Raw genomic sequence first — 15,527 nt, forward strand, 5'->3', positions numbered from 1 at the left:
ATACAGCCAGGCGTTCAACTGAGCACCCGGCACACATCAAGCCGCAGGAGGCTCGCCATGCACGCTCAGTTGACTCGCCGTTTCAAACACCCCGCCCTCTTCCTGGCCTTTGGCCTGTTGCCATTGGGCACCATGGGCATGGCCCATGCGGAAATGCCCGAGCCCCCCACCAAGACCGTTGTCAGCCCGCAACCCGGCTTCGGTGCCCTCAAGCACGTCAAGGCCGGGCTGCTGGACGTGGCCTATGCCGACGTCGGGCCAGCGACTGGCCCGGCGGTGATCCTGCTGCACGGCTGGCCCTACGATATCGACAGCTATGCCCAGGTCGCCCCGCTGCTGGTCGCCAAGGGCTATCGCGTGCTGATCCCCTACGCCCGGGGTTACGGCGATACCCGTTTTCTGTCGGATAAAACCCTGCGCAACGGCCAGCCGGCGGCGCTGGCCAGTGATGTGATCGACTTCATGGACGCGCTTAAAATCAAGCAAGCCGTGCTTGGCGGCTACGACTGGGGCGCCCGCTCGGCGGACATCGTCTCGGCACTGTGGCCGGAGCGGGTCAAGGCGCTGGTGTCGGTCAGCGGTTACCTGATCGGCAACCAGGCCGCTGGCAACAACCCGCTGCCGCCCAAGGCCGAACTGCAATGGTGGTACCAGTTCTACTTCGCCACCGAGCGCGGCGCCGCCGGTTACCAGAAAAACACCCACGACTTCGCCAAGCTGATCTGGCAACTGGCGTCGCCGCACTGGAAGTTCGATGACGCCACATTCGAGCGCAGCGCCAAAGGCCTGGATAACCCCGATCACGTGGCGATCACCGTGTTCAACTACCGCTGGCGCCTGGGCCTGGTCCAGGGTGAATCGCAGTACGACCCACTGGAGCAGAAGCTCGCACAGACGCCGTCCATCGGTGTGCCGACCATCACGCTCGAAGGCGACGCCAACGGCGCCCCGCACCCGCAGCCTGAGGACTACGCCAAGCGCTTTACCGGCAAATATGCGTTCCGCCTAATCACCGGTGGCGTTGGCCACAATCTGCCGCAGGAAGCGCCGGAGGCGTTTGCCAAGGCCGTCATCGATGCGGATCATCTGTGACCGAGTGCGTCGCCTTCGCCCAATGGGCTCCCTGACAGCGTGAATACTGGTAGGCAATCCCCAGCCAGATGAACCAGGCCGGCATCACGCACAGCGCCAGGCGTGTATCCGGCCGCAACGCCAACAGGCCGAGCACAAACGCGAGAAACGCCAGGGAAATCCAGGCCATCGGCACACCGCCGGGCATCTTGTAGATGGATGTGGCGTGCAGGTCCGGGCGTTTCTTGCGGTAGGCGAGGTAGGACGCCAGGATGGTCGACCAGGTAAAGATCACCAGGATCGCCGACACCGTCGACACGATGGTGAAGGCGGTCATCACCTCCGGCACCACAAACAGCAACACCAGCCCCAACAGCATCAGCAAGGTGGTAAAGGCCAGGCTGATAAAGGGCACGCTGCTGGTCGACAGGCGCCGGAAGATACCCGGCGCGTCACCCAGGTCGGCCAAACCGAACAGCATGCGGCTGGCAGAAAACACCCCGCTGTTGGCCGAAGACGCCGCCGACGTCAGCACCACAAAGTTGACGATACCCGCTGCGGCGGGAAAGCCTGCCACCAGGAACAACTCCACGAACGGGCTCTTGGTCGGCGAGACCTGCTGCCATGAAGTCACCGCGATGATGCACGCCAGGGCCAGCACGTAGAACAGGATGATGCGCAACGGGATCGAATTGATCGCCTTGGGCAATGTGCGCTCAGGTGCACGGGTTTCAGCGGCGGCCGTGCCGATCAGCTCCGTGCCTGCGAAGGAGAAGATCGCCATCTGGAACCCGGCGAAAAAGCCGGACAGGCCATGGGGAAACGCCACCTGCCTATCCAGCAAATGGCTCAACGAGGCGGTGACACCGGTGGGCGAGACAAACGAGCTGGCGATCAGCACCAGGCTCACGCTGATCAAGGTCACCACGGCGATGATCTTGATGATCGCGAACCAGAACTCCACTTCGCCAAACAGCTTGACCGTCAGCACGTTCAACGCGAACAGGGTGAGCAGCATGCCTACGGCGGGCATCCAGGCCGGCACATGGGGAAACCAGTACTGGAAAAAGCCGCCGACGACCACCGCATCTCCCACCACCGCCACGCTCCAGCTCAGCCAGTACGACCAGCCAAGAAAAAACGCCGCGCGCGGCCCCAGGTACGCACCGGCAAAGTCGGCGAAGCTTTTGAAGTTGAGGTTGGACAGCAGCAACTCGCCCATGGCGCGCATCACGAAATACACGAAGAGCCCGATGATCATGTAGATCAGGATGATCGAGGTGCCGGACAGCGCAATGATCTTGCCGGAGCCCATGAACAGGCCGGTGCCGATCGCGCCGCCCATGGCCATCAACTGGATATGGCGGTTGCTCAGGGTGCGTTGCAACGCAGGCTTTTCACAAAGCCCGGGCGTGGATGTTTTCATCACAAAACCTCTTGTTATGTTTTTGAGTTTTGGCAGAAGAAAAAGTCGAGCGCTGTTGTTATCGGGTGTTGCTTTCGAAACCGTGGAGCACGTTGACGGCATTGATGCCGATCTCATCGACCATGTAGCCGCCTTCCATCACGAACAACGTGGGCACGCCGACGCTGGCGATGATTTCGCCCATGCCGAGGAAGTCCTGGCTGTCGAGCAGGAAGTGGCTGATGGGGTCGTCCTTGAAGGTGTCGACGCCCAGGGAGATCACCAATACATCGGGCGCGAAGCGGCGCAGTTGCTGGCAGGCGTCGACCAGGGCGGTTTGGTAGCGGGCCCAGGTCGTGTTTTTCGGCAACGGGTAATTCAGGTTGAAGCCCTCACCGGCACCGGCACCGCGTTCGCTGCTGGCACCGGAAAAGTACGGGTACGACACCAGCGGGTCGCCGTGCAGGGAAATGAACATCACGTCCGGTCGGTCGTAGAAAATATTCTGCGTGCCGTTGCCATGGTGGAAATCCACATCCAGCACCGCCACGCGCTTGGCGCCCTGGGTAATGGCGTGCTGCGCGGCAATCGCGGCGTTGTTGAGGTAGCAATAACCGCCCATGTACTCGCGGGCGGCGTGATGACCCGGTGGGCGGCACAGGGCGAAGGCGCTGTGGTGGCCTTCATCGAGCAGCGCCAGGCCGGTCAGCGCGATATCCGCGCTGGTCTTCACCGCCTCCCAGGTGGTGCGGGTGATAGGCGAGCCGGCGTCCATGGCGAAGAAACCGAGCTTGCCGTCGATGAACTCGGGCACCTGTTGGTTGGCCAGGTCGCGTACCGGCCACACCAGGGGCAATGCGTCATGGCTGCGGCCGATAGCGGTCCACTCGGCCCAGGCGGTTTCGAGGAACGTCACGTAACGCTCGCTGTGGGCGGCAACGTAACAGGCGCGGTCAAAGTGACGCGGCGTGATGATATCGCCCAGGCCAACCTGCCGGACGCGGTCACGCACGGTGTCAGCGCGGCTGGGTTGTTCGAACGAGGGTTTGAGCACGCCGTCCTTGAGTTCGGTGCCATGGTGCAAACGGTGGGCTTCGCTGAAAACAGTCAACATGTGTGGACATCCGCCAGTAAAAGACAGGGCCTATTTTGTTCTGGCGACGCCGGGCTTTCTTTGCTTTTACTTGCGGCGCTGTTAGGTTTATCGGGAATTCTTACCCATACAGCGCGCAATTATGAAAAATAAATCCAAGCAGGTCGTTCTCGATGACACCGATCTCGCCATCCTCGCCCTGCTGCAGGCAGACGCCAGTATTTCCAATGCGCAACTGAGCGAGCGTCTGTCCCTGAGCCTCACGCCCTGCTGGCGCCGACGCAAACGCCTGGAAGAAGAAGGCGTGATCAAGGACTACCAGGCCAATCTGGATCGCAAGATGCTCGGGCTGGACATCATGGCGTTCGTGCACGTGCGTTTCGCGATCCATACCGACCACGCGCCCGACGCCTTCGAGGCGGTGGTGAAGGAACTGCCGCAGGTGCTGTCGTGCCACAAGATCACCGGGGATGCCGATTATTTGTTGCAGGTGCTGGCGGAAGATCTGGACAGCTACAGCGAGTTCGTCGAGAGCGTGTTGCGACGGCAGTTGGGGATTGCGTCGATACAGTCGAGCCTGGCGTTGCGTGAGGTAAAGGCGACAAGTCGGGTGGCGATTTCCAAGCGCGAATGAAGGGGGCTGCAGCGGCTATTTTTGGGGCGCTATGGCCAAACGCCGCCACCCAGATGTGAAAAATTCGTTAACTAATTCTCTCTAAAGGCTTTTTCCTACAGATTCGTTCTGGCACACTGATGCGAATAATTATCAACATCTTTATTATTCGCTAGGGACGGCGTTCGGGGAGAGTCAGTTCCATGTCTGTGCAACAACTTGGCGGCAAAGGTTTTTCACCCAGTTTGATGGCGTTGGCCGTCTGTCTTGCAAGCTCACAAGCGGTATTTGCCGCGGAGGCCGAAAAAGCCGTACCACTGGAGCTGGGTGCCACCCAGATCAGCAGTGAACAGCTGGGCCAGACGACCGAAGGCACGCAGTCCTACACCACCGGCGAGATGGCCACCGCCACCAAGCTACCTCTGACCATGCGCGAGACACCCCAGGCCGTCACGGTGATCACCCGCCAGCGCATGGACGACCAGGCCATGACCAGCGTCAACGACGTGGTCAAGAACACTCCCGGCCTGTTCCTCAGCCAATCCAGCGGCCCAGGGCGTCAGACGTACAGCTCGCGCGGCTTCGACATCGACAACATGATGTTCGATGGCATCCCCAGCTCCTATTCCGGCTACGCCAACAGCGTGCAACCCAACCTGGCAATGTTCGACCGCGTGGAAGTGATTCGCGGCGCCACCGGCCTGGTTACCGGCGCCGGCAACCCTTCGGCGGCGATCAACTTTGTGCGCAAGCGCCCCACGGCAACGCCGCAGGTGTCGATCACGGGCGCCGCCGGCAGCTGGGACGATTATCGCGGTGAATTCGACGCCTCCAGTGCCTTGAATGACAGCGGCACCTTGCGTGGGCGCGTGGTGGGCTCCTATCGGGATGCCAACAGTTTCCGCAAAGGTGAAGAAAGCGACCACGGCCTGTTCTACGCCATCGGCGAAGCTGACCTCAGCGAAAATACCACCGCCACCCTGGGCTTCTCGCGCCAGGAAGACCAGACCAACTTCTTCTGGGGCGGCTTGCCCCTCGGCACAGATGGCCATCACCTGAACCTGCCCCGCTCCACCAACCCAGGCTCCGACTGGGAAAACAAGAAGCTGACCATCGACACCGTATTCGGTGACATCGAACATCGCTTCGGCAACGGCTGGAAACTGCACGTCGCGGGTTCGTCATCGCAGTTGGACGGCGTGTTCACCGGCACGTACCAGTCGCGCTACAGCACCACCCTTGCGCGCACCGCCTACCAATCGCACCAGGACGACAAACAGTACGGCCTGGACACCTTCGCCAGCGGCCCGGTCGAAGCCTTCGGCCGTACACACGAAGTCGTGGTGGGCACCAGCAAACGCATCTACGATGCGACGTCCAAGGAATACAGCCCCTACGACACCAACTACCCGCTCAATGGGGCAAAACCGGACTTCGTACGCGACGGCAAAGGCCACAGCATCACCACCCAGGATGGTGTGTACCTGACCACCCGCCTGAACCTCGCGGACCCGCTCAAGGTGATCCTTGGTGCCCGCGTGGACTGGTACGACTACGATGACCGCCAGGGCGACGGCGACTACAAAGTGACCCGCAACCTCACGCGCTATGCCGGCGTGATCTACGACTTGAATGATCAATACTCGGTCTATGCCAGCTACACCGATATCTTCACGCCGCAGACCAGCCGAGATTTTTCGGACAAGCCGCTGGAGCCTATCGTCGGCGAAAACTACGAGGTCGGCATCAAGGGCGAATACTTCAACGGCGCGCTCAATGCCAGCTTGGCCGTGTTCCAGATCGACCAGAAAAACCGCGCGACGCTGCCTGAGAGCCAAGTCGGATGCCCGATCACTGCCTGCTATGAAGCCTCGGGCCTGGTACGCAGCCAAGGTATCGACCTTGAACTGCAAGGCGCACTCACTGAGAACTGGCAAGTGGGCGGTGGTTTCACTTATACCCGCGCGCATTACATCAAGGACACCAAGCCGGCCAACGACAACCAGCGCTTTGACACCGACACCCCGGAGCGACTGTTCAAGCTCACCACGTCCTATCGCTTCCAGGGTCCGCTGGAAAAACTGCGCATCGGTGGCAACGTCTACTGGCAGAGCCGCATGTACAACGATGTGGTCCTCGCCAACAGCAGTACCTATCGCCTGGAACAAGGCAGCTATGCGGTTGCGGACGTCATGGCCGGCTACCAGGTGAACAAGCACCTGGACCTGCAACTGAACGTGAACAACATTTTTGACCGTACCTACTATTCGGCAATTGGCACCAGCCCGACCTGGGGTTCCACCGACACCTACGGGAACCCGCGCAGCTTTGGCGTCACAGCCAAATACAGCTTCTGACCCCCGCCCCCCTCAACGGCTACCCGCCCGGGTAGCCGTTCTTCAACATGCAACTGCGCGCCCTCACCTGGCCCGATTCCTGCCTGCTCTGATCCCATCAAGTCGCTACTGACTACGCGGACGACTCTTTTGGGCCCCGCCGCCCAACCGCCTGCCCCGATAATCGGTCATCCCCCCCGCTATCCCGAGGCCTTCCCCCATGACGAGCCCCTCCACCGAACAGGTCAGCCCCCAAACCCTGAAAAAGGTCATCATCGCCGCCGGCATCGGTAACTTCGTCGAGTGGTTTGACTTTGCCGTCTACGGCTTTCTCGCCACCACCATCGCCCAACAATTCTTCCCCAGCGGCGACGCCAGCGCCGCCTTGCTGAAAACCTTCGCCGTCTTTGCGGTGGCCTTCGCCTTCCGGCCCTTGGGCGGCATTTTCTTCGGCATGCTCGGCGACCGGATCGGCCGCAAACGCACCCTGGCCATGACGATCCTGCTGATGGCCGGCGCCACCACCTTGATCGGCCTGCTGCCCACCTACGCCGCCATTGGTGTTGCTGCGCCGATTCTGCTGTCGCTGATCCGTTGTGCCCAGGGCTTCTCCGCCGGAGGGGAATACGCCGGAGCGTGTGCCTACCTGATGGAGCATGCGCCCCGCGACAAACGCGCCTGGTACGGCAGCTTCGTGCCGGTGTCGACATTTTCCGCGTTCGCCGCCGCCGCGGTGGTGGCATATGCACTTGAAGCGTCGTTGTCCGCCGAGGCGATGGGCAGTTGGGGCTGGCGCCTGCCGTTCCTGATCGCCGCACCGCTGGGGCTGGTGGGCCTCTACCTGCGCTGGAAGCTGGACGAGACGCCAGCCTTCCAGGCCGTTAAGCAGGAGCACGCTATCGCCCACTCGCCACTCACGGAAACCTTGCGCAGCCATGGTGCGGCGATCTGCTGCCTGGGCGCTTTTGTGTCACTCACGGCGCTGTCGTTTTATATGTTCACCACCTACTTTGCGACGTACCTGCAAGTAGCGGGTGGCTTGAGTCGGGCGATGGCATTGCTGGTGTCGCTGATTGCGTTGATCTTCGCGGCGGCGATTTGTCCGCTGGCGGGGCTGTATTCGGATCGAGTGGGGCGTCGGGTTACGGTGATGACCGCGTGCGTGTTGTTGATTGTGGTGGTGTACCCGTCGTTCCTGATGGCCAGTTCCGGTTCGTTTGCGGCGTCCATTGTCGGCGTGATGCTGCTGGCGGTGGGCGCCGTACTGTGTGGGGTGGTCACGGCGGCGTTGCTGTCGGAGACCTTTCCGACGCGCACGCGGTACACCGCCTCGGCGATTACCTACAACATGGCGTACACGATCTTCGGCGGCACAGCCCCGCTGGTGGCAACCTGGTTGATCAGCACCACGGGAAGCAACCTGTCACCGGCGTTTTACCTGATCGCGGTGGCGCTGCTGGCGTTGGCCGGTGGGCTGGCGCTGCCGGAGACATCGAGGGTTTCCCTGCACGACGTGGGCACGGAGGTAAAAGACGCCGAGCCATTGCTCTCGCGATAATCCTGTGGGGACTGCTGCGCTCGCGGAGTATCAGGCGACCGAAATGCCGGCGGTGCCGAAGCAGGTAGGATCGGTACTAACCGCCTCTTACGACCGCATCGCACGCAATCGCTATCGGTTTTTGGGGAAATGCGACACTTGCCTGTTGCCACATCCGGGTCATGAACAGCGATTTTTGAAGGCGCCGCTATGATCCTTTGTGCAACCGACCGAACACCTCATCAAACGCCTCTCTCCACGCCTGCGTCGCACCGTTACGCCTGAGCACATCCAGCCCCGCCGCCGTAAACGTCCCCGGCGTCGCAATGGCATTCCCCAGCACCTCCAGGTTGGCATGCGGCGGGTGCAGGGCACTGGCCAGGCAGTCCTGCATATTCCCCATCACCAACTGGCTGGCCTGCTCGTGCGACAGGCCCTTATCGGTAAACCACCGTTGAAGATCGCTGAGAAAGAAATAGAACCAGCCGTTCATGCAGGCCGCGACGGTGGCCAATTCGAATGCGTCTTCCTGGTCGAGCACGATCAACGAGCCCAGTGCCCCCAGCAGTGTTTGATGGGGCTCACCACCCGGCGTGATCACGACGGTTGACTGGTTGATCTGGGCGGCATACGACAGCATCGCGCGCACCGGACGCGCCTGTGGGAAGTGGCGCTGCAACGCGTCCATCTTCAAACCGGCTACCAGCGACACCAGCGTCTGCCGGGGCTTGAGCTGCACTTCATTCGAGAGCGGCTCGACCACCTCCGGGCGCACACCGAGGAACAACAGGTCCGCCTCATCGACGACCCGTTGATTGTCGGACATCACGTCACACGCCCACACCTTGCGCAGCTGTTGTGCACGCTCGTGGTTGCGCGGCGAAAGCAGCACCCGCCCTGCAAACCCGCTGCGGCGCAGGCCGATCACGACCTTTTCCGTCAACTCACCAACGCCCAGGACTCCGATCTTCAGCACTCTGTTTGCTCCTTGAACTCAGTGTCGGACTGCATCATAGGCATAGACCCGTTGGCCCGCGGGACAGGAGGCTGGCTGATGTCGGCGCGCAGGCATCCTCAACCGAAAAACCTGTGGGCTGGAACGCACCGGCCCACAGGGTCTTTATCAGGCCGGTACGCCCAGGATGATATGGGAAGCCTTGATCACCGCCGTCGCGCTCACGCCCGGCACCAGGCCCAGTTCTGCCACCGCATCGCGGGTCACTATGGAAAACACCTTCGAACCGCCCGCCAGCTCAATCACCACCTCAGCATTCACCGCACCGTCGTTCACGCTCAGCACCTTGCCTTCCAGGCAATTACGCGCCGAAAGACGGATATCGCTGGATTCGGTCATCAGCATCACCCACGGTGCCTTGACCAGCGCGACCGCTTCCTTGCCGACAGCGATGCCGAGGTTACGGATACTTTCCATGGTCACCACCGCCACCAATTGCTCACCGCCGGGCAGGGTCAGGACGACCTCAGCGTTGACCGCGCCCTCCTGGACCTGGCTGACCTGGCCTTTGAATACGTTACGTGCACTGACTTTCATGGGAATGCCTCTTTTCTTGACTTGCAGGTTAGAAATTGGCGCCATCATCAAGCTTAGCGCTGTGTAAAGACAACTACAGCGCCGTGTTGCGGGAGAAAGAGCGCGCTCTGCGCCATGTCAGCAGCGCAGCATCACCCAATCGCGGTGCAGGTCTGCGCCGCATTGGAAGTGCGTCTCGCCAACGGTCTTGAAACCATTGCGTTGATAAAAACGCAGGGCACGCTCATTGCTCTCGCTGACCGTCAACCGCACAGGGCCTTGGAGGCTGCGCAGTGTGTGGTCGAGCAGGAACTGAGCCGCACCGGTCCCATGATGGCTCGCTGACAGATAGCAGCGCGTCAACTCGGGCACATGATCGGCGAGCGGCACTCCCAGCGATTCGGGCCTGAGGCTGACCATGCTGTAACCGATAACCTGCCCTTCATTCAGGATCACTCGCAGTTCTTTGTCAGGGCGTTGCAGCAGTGCTTCCAAGTGCTCTGGCAGCAGGTTTTCCTGAATGAACGCATCGATCTCCGCCGGCGGCGTGTCCGGCGGACACGCCAAGGCAAATGTTTGTGCGGCAATCTGGCTGATGCGCAGGCAGTCGTCTTTTACCGCCTCGCGAACAGAAAAAGGCATTGATGACTCCTTTGTTGAGAAAGCACAGGTTATTCGCTATGTATTTTTGTATATTGCGATAACCTATAAAAAAGATACAGCCATGACCCGCCCTTCGCCCCTGCCTTATGAAAACCTCTAACATCGATACCCGTGCCCTGACAGGGCCTCTCGAAGTCACGACGCCCCGCATCCGCGATCGCACCATGCGCCTCATCCTGAATGCAGCCAGCGAGGAGTTTGCGGCAACAGGTTTCGACGCGACTCAAATTCGTGAAATCGCAGCACGCGCTGGATTACCCAAGGCGAATATCTATTACTACTTTCAAAGCAAAGAGAACCTCTACGCAAACGTTTTATTGAGCTTTGTCGAGCCGTTGCTGGAAGCATCGGCGGCCCTTCGAGCAAGCGACGACCCAGCCGTCGCCCTGCACGCCTACATACACGCAAGAATCCGCATCGTCCAAGAAAACCCGCTCAGCTCGAAGGTTTTCAGTCACGAGCTACTACGGGGTGCCAAGCATCTGCCGCAAGAGCACAAGGCACTGCTGCAAGCCGAGGCGCAGCACAACGTCGAGTTCCTGCGCAATTGGATTGAACGCGGCTTGATCGCCCCCGTAGACCCTGAGCACCTGATGCTTTTCATCTGGTCAGCAACCCGAACCTATACAAATCTTGCTTGGCAAATGTCGCTCATTACAGGGACGCAACATCCAGCGGCCACCGACTACCACAACGCTGCAGCGACCATTACTCACATGGTGCTCAGCGGTGTTATGCAAACGAATGAGCCATTTGGGTTATCGTGCTGACCTCGACGCCGGCAGGCATTCATGGAGAAAAAATGCGGATATACATTACCGGCGCTTCGTGCGCAGGCGTGACCACCCTGGGGCAAAACCTGGTAACGCGCCTCGGCGTACGCCAGGTCGATGTCGATGATTACTACTGGATGCCCACCAGCCCCCCGTTCACGACCAAGCGACCTCCCGCTGACCGCGTGTCACTGATGCGGCAGGCACTCGGTGACGACGAATGGGTACTGACCGGTTCTTGCCTGGGCTGGGGCGACGCACTGATTACTGATGCCGATCTGATTGTGTTCGTGGCGACCCCAACGCCCGTTCGTCTTGAACGGCTGACCGCGCGTGAAACGGCGCGCTTTGGCGACCGGATTGCACCCGGCGGCGACATGCATCAGATACACGTGGCCTTCAAGGAGTGGGCTTCGCAGTACGACGACCCCAGCTTTTCGGGACGCAACCGCGCGTGGCACGAGGCATGGCTATCACAGCAAACGGCGCGGGTCCTGCGGATCGACGGGACGAACAGTGCCGAGCAGATAGCCGCGGACGTCGTTAAGGCGATGTCACAAATAGGGAAATAGCTGGAAACCGGAACGGTCGAGGCTGTCCAATCGCTACCGACTCCCCTTATCCTCACGCCTCCCCGTCCCCCGCAAACCAGGAACTGCCATGGAACTCGCCACCCTCGCCCTCTTCCTCCCCGCCTGCTTCGCCCTGAACATGGCGCCGGGCCCGAACAACCTGCTGTCCGTCAGCAATTCCACACGCTACGGCTACCGCACTTCATGCCTGGCCGGTATCGGCCGCTTGCTGGCCTTCGCCGGCATGATCGCCCTCGCCTCGGCTGGCTTGGCGGTGGTGCTGCAAACGTCGGAGTTGTTGTTCTACGGGATCAAGATCCTGGGGGCGGCGTATCTGTTTTATCTGGCGTTTCAGTTGTGGCGGGCCAATCCCGAGGCCGAGGCGGAACCGGCGGCGGCCAAGGTGGGATTGTGGGCGCTGGCACGTCAGGAGTTTCTGGTGGCGGCGGGCAACCCCAAAGCCATCCTGATCTTCACGGCGTTCCTGCCACAATTCGTGGTTCCCGGCGAGCCGATCACGCCGCAGTTCGCGCTGCTGGGCGCGCTGTTCCTGGTGCTGGAATGGATCGCTATCAGCGTCTACGCCTACATGGGGCTGCATATGCGTCGCTGGTTTGCCGAGCCTCGAGGCAAGCGGATTTTCAATCGTTGCTGCGCGGGGTTGTTGTCGGCGGCGGCGACGGTGTTGTTGACCGCGCGCAGGGTTTAGAACGGCCCCGCATCCCGCTTTGCCCTGACAGTCGTCACATGGAAATGAGCAATCAAGCTGGGCTCACCCCAAGCACACTGCCCAATAAAGCAAGGAGAACACATGAAACGGAGCCACAGACCTGAGGCGGTGTGCCTGATGATCGCTGCCCTCGCTTTATCTGTAGCAACCTTCCCGGTCCATGCATCGAGTGCCAGGGGTGAGGCACCGTCTCCGACAGCCCCCAAGCAAGAACGCTGGCTATACCTGTCCTGCCCCAGCCTTGAGACGGAACAGGTTGTGCCTCCTGCCCGTGGCGACGGAGGCGGATCGGCAGAGGTCAGCCTCATGATCGAATCCAGGGTGCTGGAATGGTCTATCCACTACGCACGATTGAGTGGCGTACCCATCGCCGTTGGCTTCTTCGGCCCTGCCGGGAAGGGACAAGTGGGCACGCTCCAGATTCCGATTGCCAGGGAAAAGATCAATGCTGCCGCGGTGGAAGACACAGAGGGGCACGCGTTGCGTGGCAAGGCGGTGTTGTCGCCGGCGCAGATGGAAGATCTGATTGCGGGGCGCTGGTATGTAAACGTTTCGACCTCCGCCCAGCCTGCCGGAGAAGTCAGGGCCCAGCTTCTGGAGTGCGATCGAAAAGTTTCCACGTCGTTTCGCTGGTTCAAGTTCTGGCCGTTCTGAGCCTCGGGCAAAAGGCCCTGATCGAGGGGCTCGGCAAGGCTGGGGACACCCCTGGGGTATCTGAACACCGAGGCCCCCTTGAGCACCCCGCGCGAACAGGCCGGGTTGCGTGACGAACGCTTTTAACCCAGGAGAGCGGTATGAACAGAGATGCACTGGCCATGTTTTACCAAGGGTATATCGACTGCCTGAACCGCCAGGACTGGGACCAGTTGGGCCACTTCGTGCACGCGGACGTGACCTATAACGCCAAGGTGGTCGGCCTTGCTGGCTATCGCGCCATGCTGGAACGGGATTTTCGCGAGATACCGGACCTGGTGTTCCGTATCCAGTTGCTGGTCGCCGACCCGCCTACCGTTGCCAGTCGCCTGAACTTCAAGGTCACGCCCAGGGGCGAGTTTTTCGGACTGCCGATCAATGGGCGCCAGGTGACCTTCGACGAGCACGTGTTCTATGAGGTGGTCGACGGCAAATTGGCCCACGTGTGGTCAGTGATCGACAAAGCGGCCATCGAGCAGCAGCTGGCCGTCTAGACTCCACACACCCATTTTCACGTGGAGAGCGATCATGCGTAGCAAAAACACCCTCTGCCTCTGGTACAACGGCACCGCCCTGGAGGCCGCGACCTTCTACGCCAAGACCTTCCCGGACAGCACGGTGAACGCCGTGCACCTGGCCCCCGGCGATTACCCTTCCGGCAAACAGGGCGATGTGTTGACGGTGGACTTTACCGTGCTGGGCATCGCCTGCATCGGCCTCAACGGCGGGCCGATCTTCCCCCCTACCGAAGCGTTTTCATTCCAGGTGGCCACCGATGACCAGGCTGAAACCGACCGTTACTGGAACGCTATCGTCGGCAATGGCGGCCAGGAAAGCGCCTGTGGCTGGTGCAAGGACAAGTGGGGGGTGTCATGGCAGATCAGCCCGCGCGTACTGACGGATGCAGTGACCCACCCCGACCCGGCGATAGCCAAGCGCGCCTTTGACGCGATGATGACCATGAAAAAGATCGACATCGCCAGCCTTGAGGCGGCGGTGGCCGCAGGCTAAGGCAATACGTCACGGGCGTGGGCCTTGCGAGTGGGTTGGAACCGTTGCGACCCGTACATATCCGGCTAAAGATCCAGCTTCACCCGCCGTCACCCTGACGTCGGTGCAGCCGCACGTGCTGGCAGCCAGCGAACTCAACGCGAAACTGTCGGGCAGCGCCAAGGCCCTGTCTTGCCGTGTCGACGACGGCCAGTACAAGCGCGTCAATCACCTGTATTTCCTGACCGACTACGCCTGCTTCTTCGAGTCGAGCACCGACAAGAACGCGCTTTTCTACTCCGACCCGCGTATCGAAAAATTCGAATAAGCACCGTTGACACACTCTGTAATATTCCATGAAGATGGTGGCCTTATTCAGGGTGTGTCAGCCAATGTCCGCAATGTCCTCCGTTAACCTTTACGCCATTGGCTTGATTGCCAAGGCGCAAGGTTGCGTTGCGCACGCCCTCAAATCGAAGAAACAGTCGCTCATGTGACCGGGGCGCGCTGTCCCGTCAGATGAGCTGACAGGACATTGAGCGCGACGGTCTCCCCTCCTTTGCACAATTGCCTCTGCCCTTCTGACGGTGACTCAAGCGGTCAATCATCAGGAGAGAGTGCAATGTCAGCGTTTCAAGGTATCTGGGTTCCCGTGGTCACGCCGTTCCATGACGGCGCCATCGACTTTATCGGCCTGCGCCGGCTGGTCAGCCACCTGCTGGAAAAGCACGTGGCCGGGATCATGGTTTGCACCACCACTGGGGAGGCGGCATCGCTTAGCCGCCAGGAACAACTGGCGGTACTCGATGCCGTGTTGCAGTTGGTGCCGGCGTACCGCGTGGTGATGGGCCTGGCGGGCAACAACCAGATCGAACTGCTGCAGTTCCAACGTGAAGTTCTACAGCGTCCGGTGGCCGGGCTTCTGGTGCCGGCGCCGAGTTATATCCGCCCGTCCCAGGCCGGCCTCGAGGCGTTCTTCCGCACAGTGGCCGATGCATCCAGCGTGCCGATCATTCTCTACGACATTCCCTACCGCACCGGCGTGACCTTCGAGCAGGCCACGCTGCTGAACATCGTCGCCCACAAGCGCATCGTGGCGATCAAGGACTGTGGTGGCAACCTGGGCAATACCCTGGCACTGCTGGCCAGTGGTGACGTGGACGTACTGTGTGGCGAAGACCTGCAGATCTTCAACGCCTTGTGCCTCGGCGCTACCGGAGCGATTGCAGCCTCGGCGCATCTGCAGACAGAACAGTTCGTGGCGCTGTACCTGCAGGTACGCGACAACCAGTTGGCCGAGGCACGCACGACGTTCTTCGGCTTGCAGCCGCTGATCGAGACACTGTTCATGGAGCCCAACCCGGCCCCGGTCAAAGCCGCGCTGGCCATGCAGGGCCTGATCGGCCGCGAATTGCGCGCGCCGATGCAAGCGGCCAGTGCTGCGGTCACGGCGCGTTTGCAGCAGGTGCTGGCCCAGGCCGGCTAATGCGCCAAAAACAGACAGCCAACGGACCGTCCGG

17 protein-coding genes and 1 pseudogene are annotated in these 15,527 nt (G+C 60.9%); 13 read left to right on the forward strand and 5 right to left on the reverse strand.

The genetic code is table 11. From position 1 onward, the window contains the following. The first annotated feature begins 57 nt into the window (after positions 1-57). On the forward strand, positions 58-1,092 hold the full coding sequence (locus tag BM70_RS0114595) for an alpha/beta fold hydrolase (protein WP_025856693.1): 1,035 nt from the start codon (positions 58-60) through the stop codon (positions 1,090-1,092). Here BM70_RS0114595 and BM70_RS0114600 read toward each other — a convergent pair. Beyond that, positions 1,070-2,497, reverse strand: a complete 1,428-nt coding sequence (locus tag BM70_RS0114600; protein ID WP_025856694.1) for an amino acid permease — start codon at positions 2,495-2,497, stop codon at positions 1,070-1,072. The genes BM70_RS0114595 and BM70_RS0114600 overlap by 23 nt on opposite strands. A 58-nt stretch (positions 2,498-2,555) precedes the next feature. Beyond that, entirely contained in the window at positions 2,556-3,590 is a 1,035-nt protein-coding gene (locus BM70_RS0114605) for a histone deacetylase family protein (protein WP_025856695.1), read from the reverse strand. Between the two features lie 121 nt (positions 3,591-3,711). Between BM70_RS0114605 and BM70_RS0114610 the strand changes: the two genes are divergently transcribed. The 4 genes and pseudogenes from BM70_RS0114610 to BM70_RS33615 all read left to right on the forward strand — a co-directional run. Then, entirely contained in the window at positions 3,712-4,203 is a 492-nt protein-coding gene (locus tag BM70_RS0114610; protein ID WP_043274255.1) for an Lrp/AsnC family transcriptional regulator, read from the forward strand. 182 nt (positions 4,204-4,385) lie between these two features. Further along, on the forward strand, positions 4,386-6,539 hold the full coding sequence (locus BM70_RS0114615; protein ID WP_025856697.1) for a TonB-dependent siderophore receptor: 2,154 nt from the start codon (positions 4,386-4,388) through the stop codon (positions 6,537-6,539). A gap of 199 nt (positions 6,540-6,738) precedes the next feature. Next, positions 6,739-8,076: an MFS transporter gene (locus tag BM70_RS0114620; RefSeq protein ID WP_025856698.1), complete on the forward strand. Its 1,338-nt coding sequence runs from the start codon at positions 6,739-6,741 to the stop codon at positions 8,074-8,076. A gap of 85 nt (positions 8,077-8,161) precedes the next feature. Beyond that, a pseudogene (locus BM70_RS33615) lies at positions 8,162-8,269 on the forward strand (thiol-disulfide oxidoreductase); the annotation flags it as partial. Here the strand turns inward: BM70_RS33615 and BM70_RS0114625 are convergent. The 3 genes from BM70_RS0114625 to BM70_RS0114635 form a co-directional block, all read right to left on the reverse strand. Further along, positions 8,264-9,031 carry a pyrroline-5-carboxylate reductase gene (locus tag BM70_RS0114625; RefSeq protein WP_025856699.1) on the reverse strand — a complete coding sequence of 256 codons (768 nt, stop codon included), beginning with the start codon at positions 9,029-9,031 and terminating at the stop codon, positions 8,264-8,266. The pseudogene BM70_RS33615 and the gene BM70_RS0114625 sit on opposite strands and share 6 nt — an antisense overlap. A gap of 147 nt (positions 9,032-9,178) precedes the next feature. Further along, the gene (locus tag BM70_RS0114630; protein WP_025856701.1) at positions 9,179-9,607 is read right to left on the reverse strand and encodes a molybdopterin-binding protein; all 429 of its coding nucleotides are present in this window, start codon (positions 9,605-9,607) and stop codon (positions 9,179-9,181) included. A gap of 117 nt (positions 9,608-9,724) precedes the next feature. Beyond that, entirely contained in the window at positions 9,725-10,228 is a 504-nt protein-coding gene (locus BM70_RS0114635; RefSeq protein ID WP_025856702.1) for a GNAT family N-acetyltransferase, read from the reverse strand. A gap of 185 nt (positions 10,229-10,413) precedes the next feature. On the opposite strand from BM70_RS0114635, the gene BM70_RS31295 reads away from it, so the two are divergent. From BM70_RS31295 to dapA, 8 genes are all read left to right on the forward strand, one after another. Then, entirely contained in the window at positions 10,414-11,019 is a 606-nt protein-coding gene (locus tag BM70_RS31295; protein WP_043274264.1) for a TetR/AcrR family transcriptional regulator, read from the forward strand. A gap of 32 nt (positions 11,020-11,051) precedes the next feature. Then, on the forward strand, positions 11,052-11,594 hold the full coding sequence (locus BM70_RS0114645) for an adenylate kinase (protein WP_025856703.1): 543 nt from the start codon (positions 11,052-11,054) through the stop codon (positions 11,592-11,594). Between the two features lie 88 nt (positions 11,595-11,682). After that, positions 11,683-12,303 carry a LysE family translocator gene (locus tag BM70_RS0114650; protein ID WP_025856704.1) on the forward strand — a complete coding sequence of 207 codons (621 nt, stop codon included), beginning with the start codon at positions 11,683-11,685 and terminating at the stop codon, positions 12,301-12,303. A 102-nt stretch (positions 12,304-12,405) separates the two neighbouring features. Then, positions 12,406-12,978, forward strand: a complete 573-nt coding sequence (locus BM70_RS31880) for a CHRD domain-containing protein (protein WP_025856705.1) — start codon at positions 12,406-12,408, stop codon at positions 12,976-12,978. 140 nt (positions 12,979-13,118) lie between these two features. Further along, positions 13,119-13,511, forward strand: coding sequence for an ester cyclase (locus tag BM70_RS0114660; protein WP_025856706.1), 393 nt, complete (start codon positions 13,119-13,121; stop codon positions 13,509-13,511). Positions 13,512-13,545: 34 nt separating this feature from the next. After that, positions 13,546-14,028, forward strand: coding sequence for a VOC family protein (locus BM70_RS0114665; protein WP_025856707.1), 483 nt, complete (start codon positions 13,546-13,548; stop codon positions 14,026-14,028). A gap of 115 nt (positions 14,029-14,143) precedes the next feature. Further along, positions 14,144-14,335 carry a hypothetical protein gene (locus BM70_RS0114670; RefSeq protein ID WP_256220908.1) on the forward strand — a complete coding sequence of 64 codons (192 nt, stop codon included), beginning with the start codon at positions 14,144-14,146 and terminating at the stop codon, positions 14,333-14,335. Between the two features lie 294 nt (positions 14,336-14,629). Then, positions 14,630-15,493, forward strand: coding sequence for a 4-hydroxy-tetrahydrodipicolinate synthase (dapA, locus tag BM70_RS0114680; protein ID WP_025856709.1), 864 nt, complete (start codon positions 14,630-14,632; stop codon positions 15,491-15,493). The last annotated feature ends 34 nt before the right edge of the window (positions 15,494-15,527 follow it).

Source organism: Pseudomonas sp. CHM02 (genome assembly GCF_000612585.1).
GTDB lineage: Bacteria > Pseudomonadota > Gammaproteobacteria > Pseudomonadales > Pseudomonadaceae > Aquipseudomonas.